Genomic DNA, 24,092 nt, shown 5'->3' with positions numbered 1-24,092 from the left:
GACTCACGGTTCGAGGTTCTTCGCTCCCGTCCTTTCAGGTGAGCGCCGACCGTAGGTGACGTGCCGCACGGTTCTACCGTCCACGCTCCACCCGCCACACTTCCGGCCCGTTCCCCAGCGGTCTCCGCCGGCGCCCCGCGCTGCAGAGCCATCCTCGTGACGTGCCGCCCTGAGGAAGGTTTTCGCATGAATCGCTCCAGTCGCTCCTCGTACCAGAACGCCAACTCCCGCTCCGCCGCGGGCTCCCGGTCCGGCGGCAGCCGCTCCGGTGGAAGCTCCGGCAACAACTCCGGCGGCAGCTCCTTCTACGGCTCGCGACCGGCCGGCGGCCGCCGCCCCTCCGGCCAGGGCGGCCGCCAGGGCTCGTCCCGGCAGACCGAGTTCGCGATGCCGGTGAGCACCACTCCGGCGCTGCCGGCCGCCGAGTCCTTCGACGAGCTGGACATGCCGAAGGCGCTGCTGTCGACGCTGACCCGCCAGGGCGTCACCTCGCCGTTCCCGATCCAGGCCGCGACGCTGCCGAACTCGCTGGCCGGCCGCGACGTGCTGGGCCGCGGGCGTACGGGTTCGGGCAAGACCATCGCGTTCGGTCTCGCCGTCCTGGCCCGCGTCGCCGGACAGCGGGCCGAGCCGCGCCGGCCGCTGGCCCTGGTGCTGGTCCCCACCCGGGAGCTCGCCCAGCAGGTCACCGAGGCGCTCACCCCCTACGCGCACTCGGTGCGCCTGAAGATGGCGACCGTGGTGGGCGGGATGTCGATCGGCCGCCAGGCGCAGGCGCTGAACCGCGGCGCCGAGATCGTGGTGGCCACCCCCGGCCGGCTCAAGGACCTGATCCAGCGCGGCGACTGCCAGCTGGACGGGGTCGGCATCGCCGTCCTGGACGAGGCCGACCAGATGGCCGACATGGGCTTCCTGCCGCAGGTCACCGAGCTCCTCGAGCAGGTCGCCGAGGGCTGCCAGACGATGCTGTTCTCCGCCACCCTGGACCGCAACGTCGACCGCCTGGTGCGCCGGTTCCTGAAGGACCCGGTCACCCACTCGGTGGACCCGTCCGCGGGAGCGGTCAGCACCATGGAGCACCACGTGCTGCACGTGCAGAACTTCGACAAGAACGCCACGATCGCCCACATCGCCTCCCGCGAGCGCGGGGTGATCATGTTCATCGACACCAAGCACGGCGCGGACCGCCTGGTGGAGGACCTGCTCGCGAACGGGGTCAAGGCCGCCGCGCTGCACGGGGGCAAGTCCCAGCCGCAGCGCACCCGCACCCTGGAGCAGTTCCGGACCGGCGCGGTGACGGCGCTGATCGCGACCAACGTCGCCGCCCGCGGCATCCACGTCGACGGGCTCGACCTGGTCGTCAACCTGGACCCGCCGAGCGACCACAAGGACTACCTGCACCGCGGCGGGCGCACGGCCCGGGCCGGCGAGTCCGGCACCGTCGTCACGCTGGTGCTGCCCAACCAGCGCCGCGAGATGGCCCGCATGATGGCCACGGCCGCCATCACCCCCGTCACCACCCGGGTCAGCTCCGGCGACGAGGAGCTGGCCCGGATCACCGGCGCCCGCACGCCCACCGGCGTGCCCGTCGTGATCGCCGACCCCGTGGTCGAGCGGCCCCGCCGCAGCGCGGGCCGCAACCGCCGCAGCCGTCCCCCGTACGGCGAGCGCAACCCGCAGGCCGCCACCGGCTCGGGCTCCGGCTCCGGCTCCCGCCGACGGGCGCCGCGACGCGTCGCCCTCGCCGCGTAGGCGTAGGCGCATAGGGGCAGCGCAGGCGCAGGCGCAGGCCGGACAGGACCTCCGGACGTCCTGGAACGCCGCCCCGGCCCGCAGCACGCACCGGCTGGTGCCGGCGGCAGGAATGCCGCCGGCACCCCCGATGACCGACACCCCCGATCACCGACACCCTGATCGCCGCCATCACCGGCGGGAGCGACACGAAGGAGTCCGCCATGACCGCCACCGTCGAACGCCCCGCGACCAGCGCCACGGTCGGTGACCTGATGAAGCGCCCGGAGCTGCAGATCAGCGACGACGTCATGGTCGACACGGCGATGGACATCCTGCAGAGCTCCGGCGCGGACCACCTCCTGGTGCGCGACGACGCCGGCCGCTGCGCCGGTCTGCTGACCCGTCTGCACCTCGCGCCGTTCCAGGCCCGGTCCTGGTACACCGAGCGCACCCCGGTCCGCGACATCGTCCTCGACCGCGCCCCGTTCGCCACCGCCGGGATGCCCGCCGCCGACGCGGCCGCCGCCATGCGGGCCCGCGGCCTGGACGCCTGGCCGGTGGTGGACCAGGACGGCCACGTCATCGGCCTGCTGAGCTCCTAGGACGACGCGGGTCCCGGTGATACCGCCGCCGCCCCGCTCGCGCGATTCGGCGCGGGCGGGGCGGCGGTGTCGGTGGCGGTGTCGGTGGCGGCACCCGCGGGGTCAGGCGCCGGTGACGCCCGGCAGGCCCGTCGTGAGGCCGTCCAGGGCGTGCGAGCAGAGGCAGTCCCGGTCGGCGGGCAGCCTCTCCAGCGCCTTGAAGAGCACGGTGCGCAGCCGGTCAACGTTGCCGGCGAAGACCTTCAGCACCTCGGCGTGGGTGACGCCCTCGCCGCTCTCCACCCCGGCGTCGAGGTCGGTGACCAGCGCCAACGAGGTGTAGCAGAGGCCGAGTTCGCGGGCCAGGACGGCCTCCGGGTGGCCGGTCATGCCGACCACCGACCAGCCGTTGGCGGTGAACCAGCGGGACTCGGCGCGGGTGGAGAAGCGCGGGCCCTCGATCACCGCCAGGGTGCCGCCGTCGACCGGCTCCCAGGCCGCGTCGCGGGCCGCGTCCAGGGCGGCCGACCGGCCCGCCGGGCAGTACGGGTCGGCCATCGACACGTGCACCACCTCGGGGAGCGTCCCGTCGGACAGCGGCAGGCCGTCGTAGTAGGTCTGCACCCGGCCGGAGGTGCGGTCGACGAACTGGTCCGGCACCAGCAGCGTCCCGGGCCCGTACTCCGGGCGCAGCCCGCCCACCGCGCACGGCGCCAGCACCTGGCGCACGCCCAGCGAGTGCAGCGCCCACAGGTTGGCCCGGTAGTTGATCCGGTGCGGCGGCAGGCCGTGGCCCCGCCCGTGCCGGGGCAGGAAGGCCACCCGGCGCCCGGCCACCTCCCCCAGGAACAGCGCGTCACTGGGCGGCCCGTACGGAGTGTCGACCCGCACCTCGGCCACGTCGTCCAGCAGCGCGTACAGGCCGGAGCCGCCGATCACGCCCAGGTCGGCGCGCGGAGCCGCACCGAAGTCCGCCGGGGAAACATTCGTCATCTTCGTCACCTGTCTGGAGAGTTGTCGCCGCTGTGGTCGCTGTCGCCGCTGTGGTCGTTGTCGCCGCTGTGGTCGCTGTCGCTGCTGTAGTGGTTCTGGTCGTGGGGTCGCCCCCCGGTGGCCTACCCCTCGCCCAGGCTGCGTAGCGCCCGGCGGTCCGTCTTGCCGGACGGGTTGCGCGGCAGCTCCGGCAGGAGGACGAAGCGGCCGGGCACCAGGTGGCCGGGCAGCAGGCGGCGGGCACGGCGCTGCAACTCCTCGGCGGCGATGCCCGATCCGGCGGTGCAGAAGGCGGTCAGCATCCGCCCGCCGGTCCGGCTGGGGGTGGGGACGACGGCGGCGTCCGCCACGTCCGGGATGCCGCGCAGCAACGCCTCCACCTCGCCCGGTTCGATCCGGAACCCGTTGATCTTCACCTGGTCGTCGACCCGGCCCGCGTAGCAGTACACGTCCTCGCCGGTGCGGATCGCCAGGTCCCCGCTGCGGTAGTACCGCTCGGGCCGCCGGCCGGGCAGGGCCAGCGGGCGGAAGCACTCCTCGGTGCGGTCGGGGCGGCCCAGGTAGCCGACGGCGACGCCCGCGCCCGCGACGTGGATCTCGCCGCAGCCGCCCACCGGCACCGGGAGTCCGTGCTCGTCGAGCACCTGCACCTCCCAGCCGTCCAGCGGCCGGCCCAGCTCGGTGGCGAAGCGGTCGTCCCCTCCCGGCCGGTCCAGTTCGGCGTCCGTCAGGGTCCGGGTGCTCACGAAGACGGTGGTCTCGGTGATGCCGTACGTGTTGACGAACTCGCACCCGCTGCCGAGAAGTTCGCGGTAGGCGCGGATGTCGGACGGCACCACCGCCTCGCCGCCGAAGATGACCCGGCGCAGCGCGACCCCGTGCCGCGGCACCGCGCGGAGCGCGGCCACCAGGTAGCGGAAGACCGTCGGGACCACGCTCATCACCGTCACGCGCTCGCGGACCAGCAGCTCCGCGCAGGCGCGCGGCGACTGCGCGGTCGCCACCGGGACGACCACCAGGCAGGCGCCCGTGGCCAGGGCCCCCCACATCTCCCACACCGAGAAGTCGAAGCAGTACGAGTGGAACAGCGTCCACACGTCGCGCTCGGTGAAGTCGTAGCAGGACCGGACCGACTCCACCATGGCGACCACGCTGCGCCCGCGCACCTCGACGCCCTTCGGCTGCCCGGTGGACCCGGAGGTGTAGATGACGTAGGCGATCGCGTCCTCCGGCACCTCGGCGACGAGCGGGGTCGAGCCCGACGCAGCACCGTCCCCGGCGCCGTCACCGCCGTCCGCCGGGCGCGTCCAGTCGAAGGCGTCGACGCGCAGCACCTGCAGGCCGTCCAGCGCCCCGGACGGCTCCCGGTCGGAGAGCACCAGCGCCAGATCGCTGTCCTCGGCCATGAAGCGCAGCCGGTCCCCGGGGTAGGCCGGGTCCAGCGGGACGTAGACGTGGCCCGCCGCGACCACCGCGAGCACGGCCGTGACCAGGTCGGCCGTCCGGCCGAGGTGGAGTCCGACCCGGCGGCCGGTGCCCGGGCAGCCCTCGCGGACGGCGGCGGCCAACGCCTCGGCGCGGGAGGCCAGTTCGCCGTAGGTCAGGACGGTCCCGTACTCGTCGCGGACCGCCTGGCCCCCGGGGCCGCGGGCGGCCCGGTCGGCGAAGAGCCGGTACAGCGCGGAGCCCGTCGGCGGTGTGATCGGCATCAGGTTCGTCCTCTTCCGTGCGTCGGGTTTCCGGGGAGGTGCACCGGGTTGCGGAGACAGGTGCGGAGACGGGTGGGGTGGCGGCGGGTCGCGGCGGGGCCGCGTGCGCCGGTCACAGGCGGATGCCCACCCGGAGCCGCCGCAGCCAGGCGTCGCACTTCAGCACCATCTCGACGTCGGCCCGGCCGATCCAGCCGCCCCGGTCCATCAGGTCCGGGGTGTCCAGGAGGCGCTTCACCGCCGCGGCGTCCACCAGCGGCAGCACCGGCGCGCCCGGGTCGTCGAGCAGGTCTCTCAACCGCTGCAGCAGGGCCGCCTTGTACTGCCCGGCGTAGGTGATCGGATAGGGGACCTTCGCCCTGGCCAGCACCGAGTCGGGGAGGAGGTCCCGGGCGATCGCCCGCAGCAGGCTCTTCTCCCGCCCGTCGAAGCTCTTCACCTCGGGGGGGACGTTGTACAGGAACGTGAGCAGCCGGTGGTCCAGGAACGGGAACCGCACCTGGAGCCCGGCCGCCGCGGACAGCCGCTCCGAGTGGCCGACGCCCTGTTCCAGCAGCCGGGTCACCACCAGGTAGTCCACCTGGCGGGCCAGCGCGTGCACGGCCGGCTCGCCGGGCAGGTAGGGCACCTCGGCGCTCGCCTCGTGGAAGCGCCGGTCGAGGTAGCCCGTGACGTCGATGTCGCGCAGCAGCTCGGGGGCGAACAGCCCGGTGCCGATGCCGTGCTCCACGCCGAACCGGCGGGCCCGCTCGATCCACGGGAAGCTGTCCAGCCTGCGCCCCCCGTCGATCGCCCCGCCGATCCCGCCGAAGACGGAGTCCGCGGCCTCGCCGCTGAGCACCACCGGTACCCGGCGGGCGACCTGGCGGCTGAACAGGTACGGCGTGGTGTCCTTGTCCCCGAACGGCGAGGGGTAGTCCTTGGCGGACAGCACGTCGGCCAGGGCCACCGGGTCGGACAGCTCCTCCGGGCGGACCGTCACCTCCCGGGCATCGCAGCCCCAGAACTCGGCGACCTCGCGGGCGAACGGCCGGTCGGGGACGGCCGCGGCGGTGGAGCCGAACACGACGGTGAAGGTCCGCGGCGGCTTGCCCGTCCCGGAGGCGACCAGGCCGGTCAGCGCGCTGGAGTCGAGCCCGCCGGAGAGCAGCACGGCCGGATCGGTGCCCCGCGCGTCGCGTTCGACGGCGCTGCGCAGCAGTTCACCCGCCCGCTCGATGGTGGCGTTGCGGTCGAGCGTGTGCGGACGCGCCTCCAACGACCAGTAGCGGTGCGCGCGTTCGCCGTCCACGCCGATCCGGACGAGGTGTGCGGGGGGCACCTCGCGCACCCCGCGCAGGGCGCCGCGGCCCCAGGGCCGGAGCTGGGTCAGCACTCCACACAGTCCGTCGGCGTCCAACTCTGGTGTGACCACGGGGTGTTCCGCCAGGACGGCCACGTCGGAGGCGAACACGGCGCCGTCCGGGGTCGGCAGGTAGCTCAGCGGCTGCACGCCCAACCGGTCCCGGCCGAGCAGGAGTTCGGACCTCCGGGCGTCCCAGATCGCGAAGGCGAAGCAGCCCTCCAGCCGGGGCAGGGCGTCCTGCCCCCAGGCCAGGTAGGCGCGCAGCAGCACCTCGGAGACGGAGGGCTCCCCCCGGTCCGGCGCACCCGGCCGGCGGGCTGCGGGGGCCGCGCTCCTGGCCGCCGCCGCGCGCCACAGCTCCTCGCCGTTGTGCAGGTACCCGTCACAGACGGCCATCGCCACGAGCACCCCGTCCCGGTGCACCGCGGCCGGGTGCGCCGGGCCGGTCCAGGCGGCGTCGACCCGCTGTGCGAACACCGCGTGGCGATCGGTCAGCCAGCCCTCACCGGCCTGGCCCCGGGCCGCCAGCCCGGCTGCCAGCCGGGCCGCCGACAGCTCCTGTGCCGCGAGGTCCCGCCCACGATCCACCCAACCGGCTATTCCGGACATGCCCCTCCTCGGTCAACCGCACTCGGTGGCAGCGTGGCAGTCCCGGCGGCCCGGGCCACTGCGGGAAGCCGCAAGCGCCCCGGCGGCGCGGCCGCTGCGGCTTTCCGCAGTGACGGCCCGCGCGTGCCCGTGACACGGTCCTGCTCCGGCGACCGGCGCGCACGCGAGCGCGTCGGCGGACGTGAACGGGACGAGATCGATGCAGGCTTCCTACCTCCGGTTCCCGCACCTGCGCGGCGACCTGCTCACCTTCACCGCCGAGGACTGCGTGTGGGTCGCCCCGCTCGAACCCGGCGGCAGCTCCGGCGCCGTGCGGACCGGGCGCGCCTGGCGGATCACCGACGGCGGGCAGCCCGTGGCCCGGCCGAGGATCTCCCCGGACGGCCGGCACATCGCCTTCACCGCGGGCTCCGGCTCCGGCACCGAGGTGTGCCTCGCCCCCGTGGAGGGCGGCCCGGTGCGCCGGCTGACCCACTGGGGCGTCTGGCGGACCGCCGTCTCCGGCTGGACCCCGGACGGCCGGGTGGTGGCCACCACCACCCACGGCCAGCCCACCCAGCGCCGCCCCTGGGCGTACGCACTCCCGCTCGACGGCGGTCCGGGCGAGCGGCTGCCGTACGGGCCGCTCGGCGACATCGCCTTCGGACCGCAGGGCCGGGTGGTGCTCTCGTCGGCCACGATGATCCGTGAGTCCGTGGACTGGAAGGGCTACCGGGGCGGGCTCGCCGGAAAGCTCTGGTCGGACCAGGGCGGCCACGGCGGGCCCCGGCGGATCCTGGCCGAACTGGACGGCTCGCTGGAGTGCCCGATGTGGGTCGGCGACCGGATCGCCTTCCTCTCCGACCACGAGGGCTCGGGCGCCCTCTACTCCTGCCGGCCCGACGGCAGGGAGCTGCGGCGGCACACCGGGCTGCGGGACTGCTACGCGCGGCAGGCCGCCACCGACGGCCGCCGCGTCGTCCACGCCCGCGCCGGCGGCCTCCACCTGCTGGAGCACCTCGACGCGGAGCCGTCCCCGGTCGAGGTGCGGCTGGGCGGCGGCCGCGCCCGGCTGGGGCCGTACCCGGTCCGCGCCGCCGACCGCCTCGGGGACGCCCGCCCCGACCACACCGGCCGGAGCAGCGTGGTGGAGGTGCGCGGCACCGTCCAGCTGCTGCCGCACCGGCGCGGGCCGGTTCGCGTCCTGACCGCGGAGCCCGGGGTCCGGGCCCGCCTCCCGCGCTCCTTCCGCGCCGACGGGTGCGCCATGGCGGGCTGGGTGACCGATGCCGAGGGCGAGGACGCGCTGGAGTGCGCTCCCGCCGGGGACGGCGGCGGAGACGGTAACGGGAACGGGGACGGCCGCGGGGACGCGGGCGGCGGGGACGCGGGCGTCGGCGGACAGCGGCGCCGGGTCGCGGCCGGGCGGCTCGGCCGGGTGCTCGAACTCGAGGTCTCCCCGGACGGCCGGCTGGCCGCGGTGGCCGCCCACGACGGCCGGGTGCTGCTGGTGGAGTGGGCCACCGGCGAGGTCCGGGAGCTGGCCGCCGGCGACCACGGTGACGCGACCGGGCTGGCCTTCTCCCCCGACTCCCGCCGGCTGGCCTGGTCGCAGGCCGGACCCCGCCCGCTGCGGTGGCTGCGGCTCGCCGACACCCGGACGGGGGAGGTCCTGGACGCCACCGCACCGCGCTTCAACGACCACTCCCCGGCCTTCACCCCCGACGGGGCCTACCTGGCGTTCCTCTCCGAGCGGGTCTTCGACCCGGTGCCGGACACGCACTCGCTCGACATGTCGTTCCCGCTCGCCTGCCGCCCGTACCTGATGGCCCTGGCCGTCGGCACCCCGTCACCGTTCGACCCGTGGGCGCCCGGCCCGGCCCCGGGCGGCGGCCCCGCCGCCGCGGCGGCCATCGGGATCGACCCCGAGGGCCTGGCCGCCCGGACCGTGCCGTTCCCGGTCGAGGCCGGCCGCTGCACGGCGCTGCGCACCGCCGGTTCGAAGGTCCTCTGGCTGCGGGAGCCGCCGGCCGGTCTCACCGGGGCGGCGGCCGCCACGCCGGGAGCCCGGCCCGCCCCGCCGGCCCTGGAGGGCTACGACCTCGCCCGCCGGGCGCCGCTGGCACCCGAGGAGGGCGTCACGGGCTTCGCCGTGAGCGGTGACGGCACCGGGCTGCTGCTGCGCCGCGGCGGCGGACTGCACGCCGGGCCGGTGGACGGCGGTCCCACGGCCCCGGTCGACCTCGAAGGGATCCGGGTGTGGGTCGAGCCCGCGGCCGAGTGGCGCCAGATGTACGCGGAGGCCGGACGGCTGATGCGGGACAACTTCTGGCGCGCCGACATGTCCGGCGTGGACTGGGACGGCGTGCTGGAGCGCTACCGGCCGCTGCTCGACCGGATCGCCTCCCACGACGACCTGGCCGACCTGCTCTGGGAGGTGCAGGGCGAACTGGGCACCTCGCACGCCTTCGTCAGTCCGCCCCCGGACGGCGGCGACCCCCGGCTCCGCCCGGGCCTGCTCGGCGCGGACCTGGTCCGCGACGCCGGCCACCGGTGGCGGATCGACCGGGTGCTGCCCTCCGAGTCCTCCGATCCGCGGGCGCTCTCCCCGCTGGCGGCGCCGGGCGTCGCGGTGGCCCCGGGCGACGTGCTCGTCGCCGTGGGCGGCCGGCCGGTGGACCCGGTCACCGGGCCCGCCCCGCTGCTGCTCGGCACGGCCGGCCGACCGGTCGAGCTGACCGTGCGCACGGCGTCCGGCGAGCACCGGTCGGTCGTGGTGGTCCCGCTGGCGGACGAGGAGCCGCTGCGCTACCACGACTGGGTGGCCGGCCGGCGGGCGCTGGTCCACCGCGCCTCCGGCGGACGGCTGGGCTACCTGCACGTGCCGGACATGCTCGGCGCCGGCTGGGCGCAGTTCCACCGCGACCTGCGGACCGAGGCGGCCCGCGAGGGGCTGGTGGTGGACCTGCGGGAGAACCGGGGCGGCACGCTCTCGCAACTGATCGTGGAACAGCTCGCCCGCCGGACCGTGGGGTGGAGCCGTGCCCGGTGGGCGCAGCCGGTCGGCTACCCGCGCACCGCGCCCCGGGGTCCCGTGGCCGTGGTCGTCAACGAGTTCACCGGCTCCGACGGCGAGGTCGCCGCCGCGGCCCTGCAGGCTCTGGGGGTCGGCCCGCTGGTCGGCGTCCGTACCTCCGGCGCCGTGATCGGCATCGACCTGCGCTACACGCTGGTGGACGGGACGGGGGTGACCCAGCCGAAGTCCGCCAACTGGCTCCAGGAGTACGGCTGGGACGTGGAGAACCGCGGCGTCGACCCGGATGTCGAGTCGGTCCGCACTCCGCAGGACTGGCAGGCGGGGCGCGATCCCCAGCTCGACACGGCGGTCGGGCTCGCCCTCACCGCCCTCGGGACCACCCCGTCCCACACGCCGCCGCCGCTGCCCGCGCCGTCCCCGCGCCGCCTCGGCCGCCACTGACCGGGGGCGGGGCCGGGGTCAGGACAGGGCCGGGGCGCGGTGGAGGGCGAGCGCCGAACCGCGCAGGGGCGCGCCGGTGGCGCCGTTGCGGTGGGCGACGATCTCGGCCGCGATGGCCAGCGCCGTCTCCTCGGGCGAGCACGCGTTGAGGTCGAGGCCGATCGGCGAGTGCAGCCGGTCCAGTTCCGCCTCGGTCAGCCCCTCCGCGCGCAGGGCCGCCATCCGCTCGTCGTGGGTGCGCCACGAGCCCATCGCGCCCACGTAGCCCAGCGGCATCCGCAGGGCGGCCCGCAGCAGCGGGATGTCGAAGCGGAGGTCGTGGGTGAGCACGCAGACGGCGGTGCGGGCGTCGGTGGCGGTGTCGCGCAGATAGCGGTCGGGCCAGCCGACCACCACCTCGTGCGCCCCGGGGAAGCGGTCCGCGGTGGTGAACACCGGCCGGGCGTCGCAGACCGTGACCCGGTAGCCCAGGTGCGCGCCGAGGGGTGCGAGCGCGACGGCGAAGTCCGTGCTGCCGAAGATCAGCAGCCGCGCCGCCGGGACGCAGACCTCCACGAGCGCGGTGGCCGGGCCGTCCGCGGTGGGCAGCCGGACGGTGGCGGTGCGGCCGGCCCGCAGCAGCCGCCGCGCCTCCTGCGCCGCGGCCAGGTCGGCGGCGCGGTCGCCGAGCGTCCCCACCAGCCCCGGCCCCGGGTCCGCGGCCGCAGCCGCGCCGGGCGCGGACCCGGGGACGGACCCAAGGACGGCCGCTGTCGGCGGATCCGCGAGGAGGGCCAGGGCACCGCCGAGCAACCGGTCCGGCCCCGACACGACCCGGACCAGCGCGGCCGGGCGTCGGGCGGCGGCCTGCGCCAACGCGCGCCCGGCCGCCGGCTGTGCCGGGTCGATCCGCTGCACGAAGACCTCGACCGAGCCGCCGCAGGTCAGCCCGGCGCCCAGGGCGGAGTCGTCGTCGTACCCGAAGCGGTGCAGCCCCGGCCGACCGCCGTCGAGCACCTCGCGGCAGAGTTCGTAGACCTCGCTCTCGACGCAGCCGCCGGAGACGGAGCCGAGCACCGACCCCGCGGCGTCCACCGCCATGGCCGCCCCCGGCCGCCGGGGGGCGCTGCCGTGCACCGCGGCCACGGTGGCGACGGCGAACGGCTCCCCTCGCTCGCGCCACGCGCGCAGTCCGTCGGCGATCTCCAGCACTGTCGCCCTCCCGCTCTCGATGTCTCGTCCCGGTGCCCGGCCCGGGTCCGTTCAGGGCCCGGGTCCGTACGGGCCCCGGGTCGACACGGCGGTCAGGTCCCCGCGGGGACGACCGCGAACTGCCGCCGGGCCCCGGACACCGCGAGGTCCTGCACGGCGAAGACCCGGTAGTAGTGCAGCTGCGGCAGCGCATCGGGCGCCACCCGCAGGGTGAACTCGGCGGTGTGGTCGCCCGCCGGGGAGAGCCGCACCCGCGCACCGGGCGGCTCCACCGCGCAGGCGCTGCGCAGGAACGGCGGGAAGTACACCCCGAGCTGCACCGGCGCCCCGGGCCGCCCCGCGCTCAGGGCGACCGTCAGCACCGCCTCGGCGCCCGCCTCCAGGGTCTGCGGCCCGTCCGTCCGCACCCACAGGGCCCCGGACTGCCGGACCGCGACGTCCCCGCAGCGCGGGCACAGCACCGGTTCGGTGTCGGGGACCAGCCGGGACAGCCCGGTGAGGACGGTCCGCGCCGCCTCCAGCCCGCACACACAGGTGACGGCCTCCGGCTCCCCGGCGATCCGGCTGCGCCGGGCCCAGTACTCGGGGTACTGCGCCAGGGGGTCCTGGGGGTCGCGGCGCAGCTGCTCGGCGATCGCGTGGTCCAGCGACTGGAGGTCGCTGCGCAGCCCCTCGCCGACGGCCGGCGGGTAGGGCCGGCCGGCCCGGGCGAGCAGCGCCAGGTACTTCGCGGCGAACCGCTCCAGTCTCGGCCGCAGCGGGTGCCGGGCCGGGAGCAGCCCGCCCGACAGGTAGGCGACGGCCCGGTCGACCGGCACGGCCAGCCGCTCGGTCGGCAGGGCCGGTGTGCGGCCGGGCGGTTCCGGCTGCTCGCCGGCGCCGCCGCCGGGTGCCGTCGGGAAGCCGTACTGGAGGTAGACCGGGCCCGGGGTGACGTCCGCCAGGCTGCGGTTGAGCGGGCCGGCGAGGCCGCCGGGCCGCCGGTGCGCGAGGTACACCAGGTTCTCGGGCCGGTCGCTGTCGTGCACGCCGGGCGCGGCGACCACCGACTGGGCGGGGCCGTCGAGTGCCGCCAGCATCACCTGGTACCGGCTGTCGTAGGCCGCGGTGTCGGCGAAGGGGCCGTTGGCGCAGGAGGACAGCACCAGTTCGGCGGTCAGCACGTCGGCCGGGCCGATCAGCCGGTCCTCGGGTTTGAAGCAGGCGTGGCCGTGGCCGCAGCGCGGAAGGGTGCGCACCGGGCCCGACGGCACGTCGGCCGCCGCCCGCCCGCACAGCGTCCAGGTGCCCAGGTTCACGTGGTCGTCGCTGCCGTGGCCCTGGACCATGACCCGGCGCCAGGGGCGCCCGGTCAGGGCTCCCCGCAGGTCGTCGGCCCGCAGCTCCGCCTCGCCGAACACCTCGCCCCGGCCGGCCGCCGGCGGGGTGCCGGTCTCGGAGAACAGGGCCCGGCCGACGACCTCCGGACGCACGCCCACGTACTGCTTGGCGAGCATCCAGCTGAGCGAGGGCAGGTCCCGGCCGGTGAGCAGGGTCAGCGAGCGGTCCGGGCCGCCCTCGCCGTCCTCGCCGTCCGGGCCGTCCGGGCCACCGGGGCCGTCCGCCGGAGCGGGCCGGAGCAGCGGGCGCAGCGCTTCGTGGCGCAGTTGCGGATAGGCGGCGACCACCAGCACCGACCCGGCGGACGGCGGGACCTCCTCGGCGGTGTGCACCCAGTGCCGCGCCAGCGGGCGCAGCAGTGGCGACAGCAGCGGCCACAGTGCCCCGGGGCCGTCGGCCGCGCCGGGGGCGGACCCGGTGGGCGGGGCGAGGAGCAGGCCGGTGTCGCTGCACGGCGGGGTGCGGCCGGCCGCGTACAGCGGGGCGGCGTTCGCGGCCGCCGCGGCCAGGTCGGGCCGGCCGGTGGTGAGCAGCGGCACGGGCGCCTCCGGCCGCTCGGCGCGGTCCCGGGCGCGGTCCCGGTACTCCTGCGGGTCCGCGCAGGCGTGGAAGAGGGGAGCGGTCACGGCTGTCGGTCTCCGTCGGGGCGGGGGGCGAGGCTGTCCCCGGCCGCCCGGACCAGGTCGATCAGCCCTTCCAGCGGCTCGATCCGGTAGGGCCCGTCGGCCGGCGGGCCGAGCCGGGCCTCCAGCGCGTCCCGGGCCAGCTTGCGGTGGGGGTAGCGGAACCGGAGGAAGGCCCGGGTCAGGTCGGCGACGGCGGCGCGCAGCGGTGCGTCGGCCCCGGCGGCCGGGCGGGCGGCCAGCCGGGCGACGAGGCCGGGGCCGCCCAGCCGGGCCGACACCAGCTCCCGGTGGTCGGGCCGCAGGTACGGCAGGGCGTCGGTGGCGTGCGCGGTGAGCGTGCCGTCGGCGGGCTCCGCGGCGGGTTCCGCGACGGCCGTTCCCGCGTACAGCAGGACGTCCAGGGTGAGGATCGGCAGGTGGGCGCCGCTGGGTGCCTGCCACGACGCCCCGCCGAGGTCGATCGGCGGGAAGAAGGGCCGGAGCTGCTCGGCGAAGAAGCGGCCCGTCATGCCCCGGCGCACCGAGTGGAAGAGCCGGGTGAACGCGGCGAAGGCGTCGCCGGTCGCCCGCGCCGCGGCGACCCCGTCGGCGTACCGGCCCTCGTCGACGGCCGCGCCGAGGACGACGCAGTGGCCGACCGCCTCGTCCAGCACCCGGGCGCCGGTGGCGAGGCCGGCGATGAAGAGCTCCTCCTCCGGGGTGCCGGTGAAGGTCCGCCGGCGCCGTCCGGCCGGGTTGCGGGTGGTGTACGACGGGAGGCTGTCGCGGGGCGGCTCCCCGGTCAGCGCCCCCAGCCGGAGCAGTTCGGCGGCGACGTGGTCCGCCGGCGGCCGGTCGGGGTGCAGCCGGCACCAGGACGCGGCGACGATGCCGAGGTCGCGCAGCGCGGCCCGGGCCGGTGCGGGGTCGTGCACGTCGCCGGCGCGCTCCGTGAGCTGGTCGGCGCGGTGCTGCAGCCGGGCGGCGTCGCGGTCCCGGTTGAGCGCGGGGAGGTCCGACAGCAGGGCGTCCGCGCCGAGCGGGTCCAGCGCGGCGACGGCGGCGTCGGCCTCGGTGTGCGTCGGCGCGGGGCTCACAGCCATTCCACGCCCAGTTCGAAGAGGCTGTCCTCGACCTGCCGCAGGCGTGCCCGTTCGCCGCTCTCCGCCGCCGGGCCCGCGGTCGCCGGCCGGCTCGGCAGGAGGGTCAGGGCCTCCGCGACCCGGGCGTTGAAGCGGACGTTGGACGGCTCGCAGCCGTGGCACAGGCTCGGTGCCTCGACGGCGAACTTGCGCCGCTCCTCGGCGAACACCGGGTCGTTCCACACCTCGGCGAACGGCCGGTCCCAGGCGTTGGCGATGGTCAGCGGGCGGCCGCGGTAGTGCGGGAGGCAGTTGCAGGCGGTCAGCAGCCCCTCCTTCGCGTCCAGGTAGCCCACCGTCAGCGGGACGCTGCAGGTGGCGTAGGTGACCGACCGGCCGCGGCTGCTGTTCTGGATCTGCTCCTCGGTGGCGCCGAAGATGTCCGGTCCGAGCGTGTTGGCGTCGACGCCGGCCGCCGCCATGGCCGGCAGCAGCGTGCGCAGCAACGCGTGGGTGGCGTCGATCTGTTCGCGGTTCAGGTAGAGGCCGCGCACGCCCTTGAGCGGGATCAGGTTCCAGCGGCGCACGCCGAGCCCGGCGAGCAGCGGGAGGAACTCGTCCAGGTGGCCGCAGGTGCGGTTGGACACGATGGTGTTGACGATCAGCGTCACGTCCGTGCCGGCCGCGGCGGCGGCCGTGCGCAGCAGCTCCATCCCCTCGGTGGCGGCGGCCAGCAGCCCTTCGGTGCGCCGCAGTTCGTCGTGCACCTCGGGGCGCGGGGAGTCCAGCGAGCAGATGAGCTTGGTCAGCCCGGCGTCGACCAGCTCCTTGGCGCGCGCGGCCAGGTGCTCGCCGTTGGTGACGAAGGAGGAGCGCATGCCGCGCTCGGTCAGATGGGCGACGATGTCCGGGAGTTCCGGGTACAGCAGCGGTTCGCCCCCGGTGAAGCGGACCTCCTGCGTGCCCATCTCGTGGAGGTCGTCCACGAGTCGGCGCAGCCGGTCCGGGTCCGGCCGGTAGGCGTCGGTGGATCCGGCGAACTTGCACATGCGGCAGCGGGCGTTGCACGCCTCCAGCAGGCGGATGTACAGGATCTGGGGGCCGGTGGTGCGGCTCGTCGTCGGCGGCACGGGGTCTCCTCGGGGCGGGTCGGGTGTCCGCGGCGGCCTCGGTCGGCCGCCGCGGACGGGGTGGAGGGGAGTCGGGGGATGCTCTTGTGGATGTCAGGCGGGGTTCGGCCGCTCGCGGTCGAACCAGTGGGTGATCTTCTCCAGGGCGGCCAGGACCTCCCCGGCCAGCGCGGTGCTCACGGCGGGGCCGGTCGGCAGGTGGAAGGTCATCGGCTGCCAGCCGTCGGCCACCGGGCAGTGGGCCGGCCGGCCGGCCCGGGAGAGCTGCCGGTAGCCGTGCATCCCCCGGTAGCCGGCCTGGACCGGGACGTTCTCCGCGCGCAGTGCCGCCACCACGTCGTCGGCGTCGACGCCCCAGGAGTCGGGCACCCGGACGGGGTACTTGGCCCAGCTGAAGCGGGCTCCCGCCGGGGGCGGCACGGCCTCCAGCGCGGTGCCCGCCAGCCGCTCGGCGTAGCGGGCGGCGGCGGCGTCCCGGGCGGCCTGCAGCTCGGGCAGCCGTTCGACCTGGCCCAGCGCCACCGCGGCCTGCAGCTCGGTCATCCGGTGGTTGAGTGCCGGGGTGCGCAGCTGGTTCCAGCCGGTCATGCCGTTGTCGCGGAACGTCCGGGCGTAGTCGGCGACGGACTCGTCGTCGGTGATCACCATGCCGCCCTCGCCGCTGGAGGCGGCCTTCTCCGAGCTGAAGCTGAGCGTGCCCGCCAGCCCGGCGAGGCCGACGTGCCGGCCGTCCAGCCGGGAGCCCAGGGCCTGTGCGCAGTCCTCCACCAGCAGCGTGCCCGGTCCGACGTCGGCGGCGAGGCCGGCGGCGGGCAGCGGGACGCCGTACATGTGGACGCACAGCAGCACCCGGGCGCCGTCGGCGCCGGCCTGCTTCAGGGCGCCGTCGACCGGTCGCAGCGTCCGGCCGTCGACGTCCAGCGGCAGCGGGGTGCCCCCGGCCGCGAGGACGGCGTTGGCGCTGGCCGCGAAGGTGTGCGTCGGCAGCGCGACGCCGGAGGCGAGCGGCGCCCCGGCGACCTCGGCGGCCGCCCGCAGCGCGATGTGGAGTGCCGCCGTGCCCGAGGACACCGCCACGGCGTGGCGGGCGCCGGTCACCGCGCGGACGGCGTCCTCCAGGGCGCGCACGAAGCGTCCGCCGCCGACGGCCGACAGCTCGCCGCTGTCCAGGACGGCGGCCACGTGGCGCCGTTCGGCCTCCTTCAGCTCGGGGCGCAGCACCACCGGCTCGGCCCGCACCGGGGTGCCTCCGGCGACGGCGGGCCGCAGCCGGTCCGGCCGCGGACGGCCCGACGCCGGTCGGTCGGACGCCGGCCGGTCCGCCAGCCGGGCCAGGTCGCGGACGATCGCCCGGGCGCCGTCGGTGCCGCCGAACGCGGCCGCGACCTGGCGGCACTGCCGCTCGGCCAGGGCGTCACGGGCGGTGGGACTGCGCAGCAGACCGGCCACGGCCGTGCCGAAGAGCTCCCCGGCGGTCGCCGGCTGCGCGGCGTCCGCGAGGGCCCGCTCGGTGGCGGCGGCCAGTTCGCCGGTGTCGGCGATGATCTCGGCGAAGGACGGGACGGCCGGCGGCTCCGGCGTGTCGAGGTTCCACGGGCCGAAGGCGTCGTCCGGGTCGATCTGCCTCCGGTTGATCCGGTGCCCCGCGTGCTGGTCGGGGAGCAGCAGCAGCGGGACCCGCTGGTCCGCGCACTCCAGGTAGGTGGTCAGCCCGGGCGGGGCGAGCACCACCCCGGCCCCGGCCAGGGCGGCCGACATGGCGTCGGGGCCCAGCGGGCGCACCCGCACCGTGCCGGGCAGCGCGGCGAGGACCTGCGCCGGAAGGGAGTCCAGCACCTCGGGGTTGCCGGTCAGCCAGATCGAGGTGTCGGGCGGCAGGTGTTCGGCGCAGCCGCGCACGAGCAGGGCGGCCAGCTCCGCGTACCGCACGGCCGACTCCAGCGGGACGAGCGCCGAACGCTGTCCGCTGAGGGAGACCAGGACGTCCGGGCTGTCCGCGCCGGGCCGCACCCGGGAGACGATGCCGCCGACCGGGACGGGCCGGCGCGGGGTGAGCGCCGACAGCGGGGGGTTCGGGCCCTGCTGGAGGTAGGAGCGCTCGGCCAGGGCGTGCGCCACGGCCTGGAGGTCGTGCGGGGCGAGCTCGGCGCAGACCCGCAGGGCCGCCCGTTCGTCGCCGCGGACCTCGTCCGCCAGTGCGGCGACCCGCCGCGCGGTCAGTTCGGGGCGCCAGACGTGCGGGAGGCTGTCGACGTACCCGACCGGGACGCCCAGCGCGGCGGCGCAGACCACGGCCGTCGGCTCCATCACGTCGACCAGCAGGTCGGCGCCGCGCAGCACCTCCAGGACCGCCGCCGCGTCGGAGGTGTCCAGCTCGGTGACCGACCCGAAGCGGTCGGCGGCCGCGCGCGCCGCGGTGAGGGCCGAGCCGTGGCCGACGAACTCCCACCGGCCCTCCACGGCGAGCGGGGCCGCCCGCACGATGCCGATCAGTTTGGCAACCGGGCCGAAGCCGTACGGCTCGGCCGTGGCCACGATGCGTGTCACAGATGCCCTTTCGTCCACGGGCCGCCGGTCGGCGGCCCGGCTGTCACTCCGGCGCGATCAGCCGCAGCAAGGTCGGTTTGCAGTCCGAGCACGACGCCCCCGAGCGGCAGTCGCGCACGATCCGGCCGAGGTCGGCGCCGTCGCGGCGGCGCTGGCCGTAGCGGACGGCCCCGGCCAGCGCCGTGCAGCCGCCGGCCCGGGTGGCCCCGGATTCGCCGTCCGGGGTGCCGGAGGGCAGCCGCCGCACCGCCCGCGCCAGCGATTCGGCCGGGGTGTGCTCCGGGTGCGGCAGCTGCCGCAGGGCGGCGGCCGGGGCCGACAGGAACAGTGCGGTGGTCCGCCGCCGGGCCCGGTCGGGCAGGCAGCGCAGCGCCGCCTCGACGTCGTCCTGCCGCTCCTGCGCGAACACCAGCGCCAGGCGCCCGCCGCCGGCCGCCTCGGCCAGCGCGGCGACGGCGGCGGCCAGGGCCAGTGCCTCGGGGAGGCGGCCGCGCTCGGCGGCGTGCGCCGCCTCGGCCGGTCCAAGCCGGCCGGCACAGGCCAGCAGCGCCTCGACGGTCGGCAGTCCGGCGCGCGGGACGACCGTCCGGCCGGGCCGGGCGCCGGGCCGCTCGGGGCCGGTCGGCGCGCCCGCCCCGCCGTCGGCGGTGTCCGCGGTGGCCGCGATATCCGCGGTGTCGACGACGACGGTCGCCGGCCTGCCGAGTGCCTCGGCGAGCTCGTCGACCAGCAGCGCCTCCGCGGAGTCCGGCCGGTCCGGGGCCGCGCAGAACCAGGCCACCAGGCCGGCGCCGCCCGCCAGCGCGGAGTCGGGTGCGCCCAGCCGTCCGGCGAGGACCCGCGCCTGCACCAGCCGGGCGGGGAGCGCGTCCAGCAGCTCCCGTGACAGCGGCCTCAGCATGCGACCGCCCCCAGCGGGTTGCGGGCGCCCGCGGGCGTCAACTGCCGCAGGACGTCGGCCAGTCCGGCCGGGTCCTCGGCGTGGAAGGCGGGGTCGACGGCCGACCAGAACGCCGCCCAGACCCGGAACACCGCGTCGGGCATCCGGGCGAGGTCGTACTCCAGGACGGCCGGGTCGGCGCGGACGTGCAGCTTCTGGTCGGGGGCGGCGCGGAACATCCGGGCGCTGCCGTCCACGGCCGGGAACGGGCACTGCACCAGCCAGGTGAGGCGGCCGCCCTGCCCGGCCGCGAGCTCCCCGGGCCCGGGCGCAGCCGGCCCGATCTCACCGGGCGCGAGCGGGCCGCCGCCGGACCGGGCGGCGTCGAAATCCGCCACCAGGCCCATCAGCGCCGCCTGTTGGACGTCGGTGAGCACCACCAGCCCCCCGACCGGCGCCCCCAGCACCTGCGCCAGCACGTCGGGCGCATGGAAGGCCAGGCAGGAGCGGGCGGCCTCGATGTGCCGCCGCGACGGCGGTCGGGGAGTGCCGAACAGGTCGTAGACACCGTTCAGCCGCGCGTCCGCCACCACGCCCCGGGAGTCCTCGACGGCCTGCCGCACGGCCGGGTGCCCGCTGTGCTCGCCGGTCTCGCACACGAGGTACTCGGTGACGCCGAGCAGCCGGGCGCAGTGCTCGGCCACGGCCCGGACCTCCTCGGCCACGCTCCGCCAGGTCGACGCCAACTGCGGGTCGGTCATCTCCAGTTCGGCGGTGCCGATGTGCAGCAGCGGCCGCAGCCCGGCGGCCCGGGCGGTCGCGAACAGGCCGTAGACGACGGCCAGCGCCTCCAGGGTCAGCCCCGCGGCGCAGTCCCCGAGGCAGGGGCCGGCGGCCACCCAGGTGTCCGGGCGGGGCCGTCCGGCGTTGCCGCCGACGCCGAGGGCGAGTCGGGAGGCGACGGCCGGGGAGTCCAGCCAGGACGGCGTCCCGGTCAGCCGCAGGTGCTCCCCGAGCCGTCGGGGAGTGGCGTCGTACCAGGTGGCGAGCAGGGTGTCACGGTCGGGCGACGGGTCTGACATCGAGGGCTCCTTCGCGGTGCGCTGCTCGAAGCCTGGCAACCGCGGGCGCTCCCGCGGCTGCGGGAACCCGCAGCCGCGGCGGGCTGCGGGTTCCCGCAGTGACGCGCCACCGGCCGCCTGGGAGCGTTCGAGCGGTAATCGACCGCAGCGGCAGGGGAAGACGGGGGGACGCCAGGTGCAGGACAGTCGAGGTGACGAGGTGGAGCTGCTCCGCCCGGCGGACCTGGAGGCCCTCCTCGACGCCCTGCGGCGCGGGGCGGTACCGCTGGGCGGTGGCGCGGGCCTGATGTCGGCGGCCTTCGCCGACGCCAGGGGCCGGACCGCCGTGGACCTGGCCGGACTCGGGCTGGACGGACTCGGGCTGGACGGCGCCGCCGACGGCAGGGTCGGCGCGATGGTCCGGCTGTCCCGCCTGGCGCCGCTGTGCGACGGGCGCCCGGCGATCGCCCAGGCCCTCGCCGCCACCGGCCACCCCGGGGTACGGCGGCTGATCACCCTCGGCGGTGTCCTCGGCGCCCGCTCGCCGCGCGCCGACCTGCCGGTCGCGCTGGCCGCCGCCGGGGCCACGGTCTCGGTGCTGGACGCGGCCGACGGCACCGTCCGCGAGCTGCCCGCGCTGGACCTGTTCGACCTTCCCGGCCCGTTCGCCGTGCTCGCGGTGGACCTGGGGCCGGGCATGCCCGGCGTCTACCGCCGGTTCACCGGGCACCAGGCGATCGCGCCGAGCCTGGTGTCCGTCGCGGCCGTCCGGCGGCCGGACGGCCGGGTCGCGGTCTGCGTCGGGGCGGCGCTGCCCCGCCCCCGCCTGGTCGACCCGGACCGGCTGCCCGGCCCGGGCGAACTCCTGGACGACGGCGAGGCCTCGGCCGGGTACCGCCACCGGATCATGCGGCTGCTGGTGGCCGAGGCCTGCGAGGCGCTGGCGGCCGGCCGCACCGACCAACCGGACCCGGCCGACCTCGACCCGGCCGACCTGACGGGACGCCCGACGCGGGACCGCCCCGGGCCGCACCGCACCCCGTCACCGTCACCGTCACCGTCATCGCCTTCGCCGTCGCCGTCCCCCTCCGCCGAGGCCGCCGTCCTGGTCGACGGCGAGGCGCGGCCCGCACCGGACGGCTCGCGGCCGACCGACAGCCTCGCCTGGTGGCTGCGCGACCGCGGCCACCTCGCCGTCAAGGTCGGCTGCGAGGAGGGGACCTGCGGATCCTGCACGGTGTCCCTGAACGGCGAGCCCGTACCCTCCTGCCTGGTCCCGGTGGCCCGGCTGTCCGACGGCGACCGGGTCGACACCGCCGCCGCCGTGGCCGGCCGGCCCGGGGGCCGGGCGGTGATCGGCGCGCTCGCCGGGGCGGCGGCCGTCCAGTGCGGCTTCTGCACCCCCGGCGTCCTGGTGTCCTGCGGCTCCTGGATGGACCGGCACGGCGCCCTGCCCGCCGACGAGGAGGGGATCCGGGGCATGCTCGCCGGCCACCTCTGCCGTTGCGGCGGCCTGGCCGCCGCCGCCCGGGCCCTGTGCGGGGTGTGCCCGGGCGCCGGCCCCGACGTCGACGTCGACGCCGGGAACGACCGGGAGGTGACGGCATGAGTACCCGTCACACCCACACCCGGGACCGGGCCGCCGGGCTCGTCCGGTACGTGGCGGACGGCACGCCGCCCGGCGGCCTGTTCGCCCGGCTGGTGCGGGCCCGCGGGCCGCACTCCGTCGTCACCCTCGACTGCGCGGCGGCCCTCGCGACCCCCGGCGTGCTCCACGTCCTCACCCCGGACGACGACCCCGGGATCCTCCACTCCACCAACCCGCACGGCAGCCGCGACGACACCTCGGTGTTCACCCGCGAGGCCCGGTTCCCCGGTGACGTGGTCGGTGTCGTGGTCGCCGGGTCACGGGCCGCCGCCCGGGCCGGGGCCGCGGCCGTGACCGTCCACGAGCGGCCGCTGCCCGCCGTCCTGGACCCGGCCACCGCGCTCGACCCGGCCACCCCGGCGGCGCACCGCGGCCACCCCGGCAACGAGCTGGCCCGCTTCGCCATGGGCTGCGAGGAGGCGGACCTCGCGCAGGCGCTGGCGGACAGCACCCACGTCTTCGACCACAGCTTCAGGATCGACGCCGGTCCGCACCACTTCCTGGAGCCCGTCGCCGCCATCGCCCGCTGGGACGGCCGGGGCCGCTGCCTGGTGCGGTCGGCCACCCAGTGCCCCAAGCTGAGCCGTCCGCTGCTGGCCCGGCTGCTCGGCCTGGACCAGGCGGACGTGGAGTACGAACCGGTCGCCGTCGGCGGATCGTTCGGCGGCAAGGAGGAGTTCCTGCTGGACGCGGTGGCCGCCCTGTGCAGCCGGGCGGCGGGCGGCCGGCCGGTGACCGTGGAGACCGACCGCCGGGAGATGACCGGCGCGTTCCGGCTGCGGCACGCGGCGACGGTGCGGGTGGTGACCGGTGTCGGCCCCGACGGCCGGATCCTCGCCCGTCACGTCGACGCGGTCTTCGAGGGCGGGCCGTACGCAGGCCACTCCCCCAGCGTCACCGCCAACGGGCTCTCGCTCGCGCTGACCCTGTACCCCGCCCCGGCCACCCGGGCGACGGGGGTGTGCGTGGCGCTGAACCGGGTGCCGTCCGGGGCGTTCCGGGGCTACGGCGCTCCGCAGGTGCTGTTCGCGGTGGAGAGCCAGCTGGACGTGATCGGCCGGAGCCTGGGGATCGGCCCGGTCGCCCTGCGCGAGCGGAACGCCCTGCGCACCGGCGACCGCGACCCCCTGCACGGCTGGCCGGTCCGCTCGTTCGGCCTCCCCTCCTGCCTCCGCGCCCTCCCGGTGCCGGAGCCCCGGGAGGAGCCGGCCGGCGCGCGGCTGCGGCGCGGCACCGGGGTCGCCGCCCTGCTGAACCTCAGCGGTCTCACCGGCGTGATCGGCACCGACCGGGCCGAGGCGGGCTGCCGGATCGACCGCGGCCGCCTCCGGGTCCTCACCGCCTGCCCCGACGTCGGACAGGGCATCCACACCGTGCTCGCCTCGGTCGCCGCGGAACGCCTCGGCATCCCCGCGGAGCTGGTCGACGTCGAGCTCGACCTCGGACAGGCCGACGCCGGGCTGTTCGCCTCGCGCGGGTCGTACCTGACGGCCGGCGCCGTCGCCGAGGCCGCCGCGGAACTGCTCCGCCTGGCCCGGAAGCAGGCCCCCGACGGGCTGCTCGGCCCGGACGGACTGCTCAGGCCGGACCTGGACGGACTGGCCGTCGACGGCGCCTTCGCCGCGCCGGACAACGCCCTGGCCGCCGGGGCCCAGGCGGCCGAGGTGGAGGTCGACTGCGCCACCGGGGTGATCCGGGTGCTGCGCATCGACTCCGCCCACGACACCGGCCGGGTGCTCCAGCCCGCGCAGGCCGAGGAACAGGTCCGCGGCGGTGTGGTGCAGGCCGTGGGCATGGCGCTGACCGAGGGCGTCCGGTTCGGCCCGGACGGCGCCGTCGAGCAGCCCGCGCTGCTGGCCCAGGGCGTGCCCCGGCCGCCGTGGCGGATCCCCGTCGAGGTGCACCTGGTCGAGGAGCCCCACCCCGTCGGCCCGCTGGGCGCCAAGGGCCTCGGCGAGTCGCCGACGATGGGCATCGTCCCCGCCATCGCCAACGCCGTGCGCGACGCCACTGGCGCCGAGCTGGACCACGCCCCGTTCACTCCCGAACGGGTCCTGGCCGCCCTCCGTGCCTCGCCGGACCCGACCGTACGGGCCTGGGCCGGCGACCCGGTTCCATCATCCGACTGAGAAGAGGATCC

15 protein-coding genes are annotated in these 24,092 nt (G+C 76.9%); 5 read left to right on the top strand and 10 right to left on the bottom strand.

Annotated features, from left to right (window positions below):
• The first annotated feature begins 186 nt into the window (after positions 1 to 186).
• Positions 187 to 1,752: a DEAD/DEAH box helicase gene (locus ACFVVX_RS34240; RefSeq protein WP_387951514.1), complete on the top strand. Its 1,566-nt coding sequence runs from the start codon at positions 187 to 189 to the stop codon at positions 1,750 to 1,752.
• A 203-nt stretch (positions 1,753 to 1,955) separates the two neighbouring features.
• On the top strand, positions 1,956 to 2,336 hold the full coding sequence (locus ACFVVX_RS34235; RefSeq protein ID WP_387951512.1) for a CBS domain-containing protein: 381 nt from the start codon (positions 1,956 to 1,958) through the stop codon (positions 2,334 to 2,336).
• 102 nt (positions 2,337 to 2,438) lie between these two features.
• Here the strand turns inward: ACFVVX_RS34235 and ACFVVX_RS34230 are convergent, their stop codons facing one another.
• The 3 genes from ACFVVX_RS34230 to ACFVVX_RS34220 all read right to left on the bottom strand — a co-directional run bounded on the left by ACFVVX_RS34230 (position 2,439) and on the right by ACFVVX_RS34220 (position 6,971).
• Positions 2,439 to 3,308 carry an S-methyl-5'-thioadenosine phosphorylase gene (locus ACFVVX_RS34230; RefSeq protein ID WP_387951510.1) on the bottom strand — a complete coding sequence of 290 codons (870 nt, stop codon included), beginning with the start codon at positions 3,306 to 3,308 and terminating at the stop codon, positions 2,439 to 2,441.
• 122 nt (positions 3,309 to 3,430) lie between these two features.
• Positions 3,431 to 5,017 (bottom strand): amino acid adenylation domain-containing protein, encoded by a 1,587-nt coding sequence (locus tag ACFVVX_RS34225; RefSeq protein WP_387951508.1) that lies wholly within the window; start codon positions 5,015 to 5,017, stop codon positions 3,431 to 3,433.
• 112 nt (positions 5,018 to 5,129) lie between these two features.
• Positions 5,130 to 6,971 (bottom strand): asparagine synthetase B family protein, encoded by a 1,842-nt coding sequence (locus ACFVVX_RS34220; protein WP_387951506.1) that lies wholly within the window; start codon positions 6,969 to 6,971, stop codon positions 5,130 to 5,132.
• 199 nt (positions 6,972 to 7,170) lie between these two features.
• Between ACFVVX_RS34220 and ACFVVX_RS34215 the strand changes: the two genes are divergently transcribed.
• Positions 7,171 to 10,428: a PDZ domain-containing protein gene (locus ACFVVX_RS34215; protein ID WP_387951504.1), complete on the top strand. Its 3,258-nt coding sequence runs from the start codon at positions 7,171 to 7,173 to the stop codon at positions 10,426 to 10,428.
• Between the two features lie 18 nt (positions 10,429 to 10,446).
• Here ACFVVX_RS34215 and ACFVVX_RS34210 read toward each other — a convergent pair whose 3' ends face one another.
• From ACFVVX_RS34210 to ACFVVX_RS34180, 7 genes are all read right to left on the bottom strand, one after another.
• On the bottom strand, positions 10,447 to 11,619 hold the full coding sequence (locus ACFVVX_RS34210) for an XdhC family protein (protein WP_387951503.1): 1,173 nt from the start codon (positions 11,617 to 11,619) through the stop codon (positions 10,447 to 10,449).
• A 92-nt stretch (positions 11,620 to 11,711) separates the two neighbouring features.
• Positions 11,712 to 13,625, bottom strand: coding sequence for a hypothetical protein (locus ACFVVX_RS34205; RefSeq protein ID WP_387951501.1), 1,914 nt, complete (start codon positions 13,623 to 13,625; stop codon positions 11,712 to 11,714).
• Positions 13,622 to 14,701 (bottom strand): monodechloroaminopyrrolnitrin synthase PrnB family protein, encoded by a 1,080-nt coding sequence (locus tag ACFVVX_RS34200; RefSeq protein WP_387951499.1) that lies wholly within the window; start codon positions 14,699 to 14,701, stop codon positions 13,622 to 13,624. The genes ACFVVX_RS34205 and ACFVVX_RS34200 overlap by 4 nt, the downstream gene beginning before the upstream one ends.
• Complete coding sequence (locus ACFVVX_RS34195) at positions 14,698 to 15,816, bottom strand: radical SAM protein (RefSeq protein WP_387951498.1); 1,119 nt, start codon at positions 15,814 to 15,816, stop codon at positions 14,698 to 14,700. Before ACFVVX_RS34195 ends, ACFVVX_RS34200 begins: the two co-directional genes overlap by 4 nt.
• Positions 15,817 to 15,909: 93 nt before the next feature.
• Positions 15,910 to 18,363 carry a DegT/DnrJ/EryC1/StrS family aminotransferase gene (locus ACFVVX_RS34190; RefSeq protein ID WP_387951496.1) on the bottom strand — a complete coding sequence of 818 codons (2,454 nt, stop codon included), beginning with the start codon at positions 18,361 to 18,363 and terminating at the stop codon, positions 15,910 to 15,912.
• Positions 18,364 to 18,406: 43 nt separating this feature from the next.
• Positions 18,407 to 19,264, bottom strand: a complete 858-nt coding sequence (locus ACFVVX_RS34185; RefSeq protein ID WP_387951494.1) for a hypothetical protein — start codon at positions 19,262 to 19,264, stop codon at positions 18,407 to 18,409.
• On the bottom strand, positions 19,258 to 20,325 hold the full coding sequence (locus ACFVVX_RS34180) for a hypothetical protein (RefSeq protein ID WP_387951492.1): 1,068 nt from the start codon (positions 20,323 to 20,325) through the stop codon (positions 19,258 to 19,260). The genes ACFVVX_RS34185 and ACFVVX_RS34180 overlap by 7 nt, the downstream gene beginning before the upstream one ends.
• A gap of 175 nt (positions 20,326 to 20,500) precedes the next feature.
• On the opposite strand from ACFVVX_RS34180, the gene ACFVVX_RS34175 reads away from it, so the two are divergent.
• Together ACFVVX_RS34175 and ACFVVX_RS34170 are read left to right on the top strand one after the other, a co-directional pair.
• Complete coding sequence (locus ACFVVX_RS34175; protein WP_387951490.1) at positions 20,501 to 21,913, top strand: FAD binding domain-containing protein; 1,413 nt, start codon at positions 20,501 to 20,503, stop codon at positions 21,911 to 21,913.
• A complete protein-coding gene (locus tag ACFVVX_RS34170) occupies positions 21,910 to 24,081 on the top strand; it encodes a xanthine dehydrogenase family protein molybdopterin-binding subunit (RefSeq protein WP_387951488.1) in 2,172 nt (723 codons plus the stop codon). Before ACFVVX_RS34175 ends, ACFVVX_RS34170 begins: the two co-directional genes overlap by 4 nt.
• Positions 24,082 to 24,092: the final 11 nt, after the last annotated feature.

The sequence above is a fragment of the Kitasatospora sp. NPDC058170 genome, from assembly GCF_042883905.1.
Classification (GTDB): Bacteria; Actinomycetota; Actinomycetes; order Streptomycetales; family Streptomycetaceae; genus Kitasatospora.
Note: the sequence above shows the minus strand (reverse complement) of the source record. Positions and strands in the feature narration are given on the sequence as shown.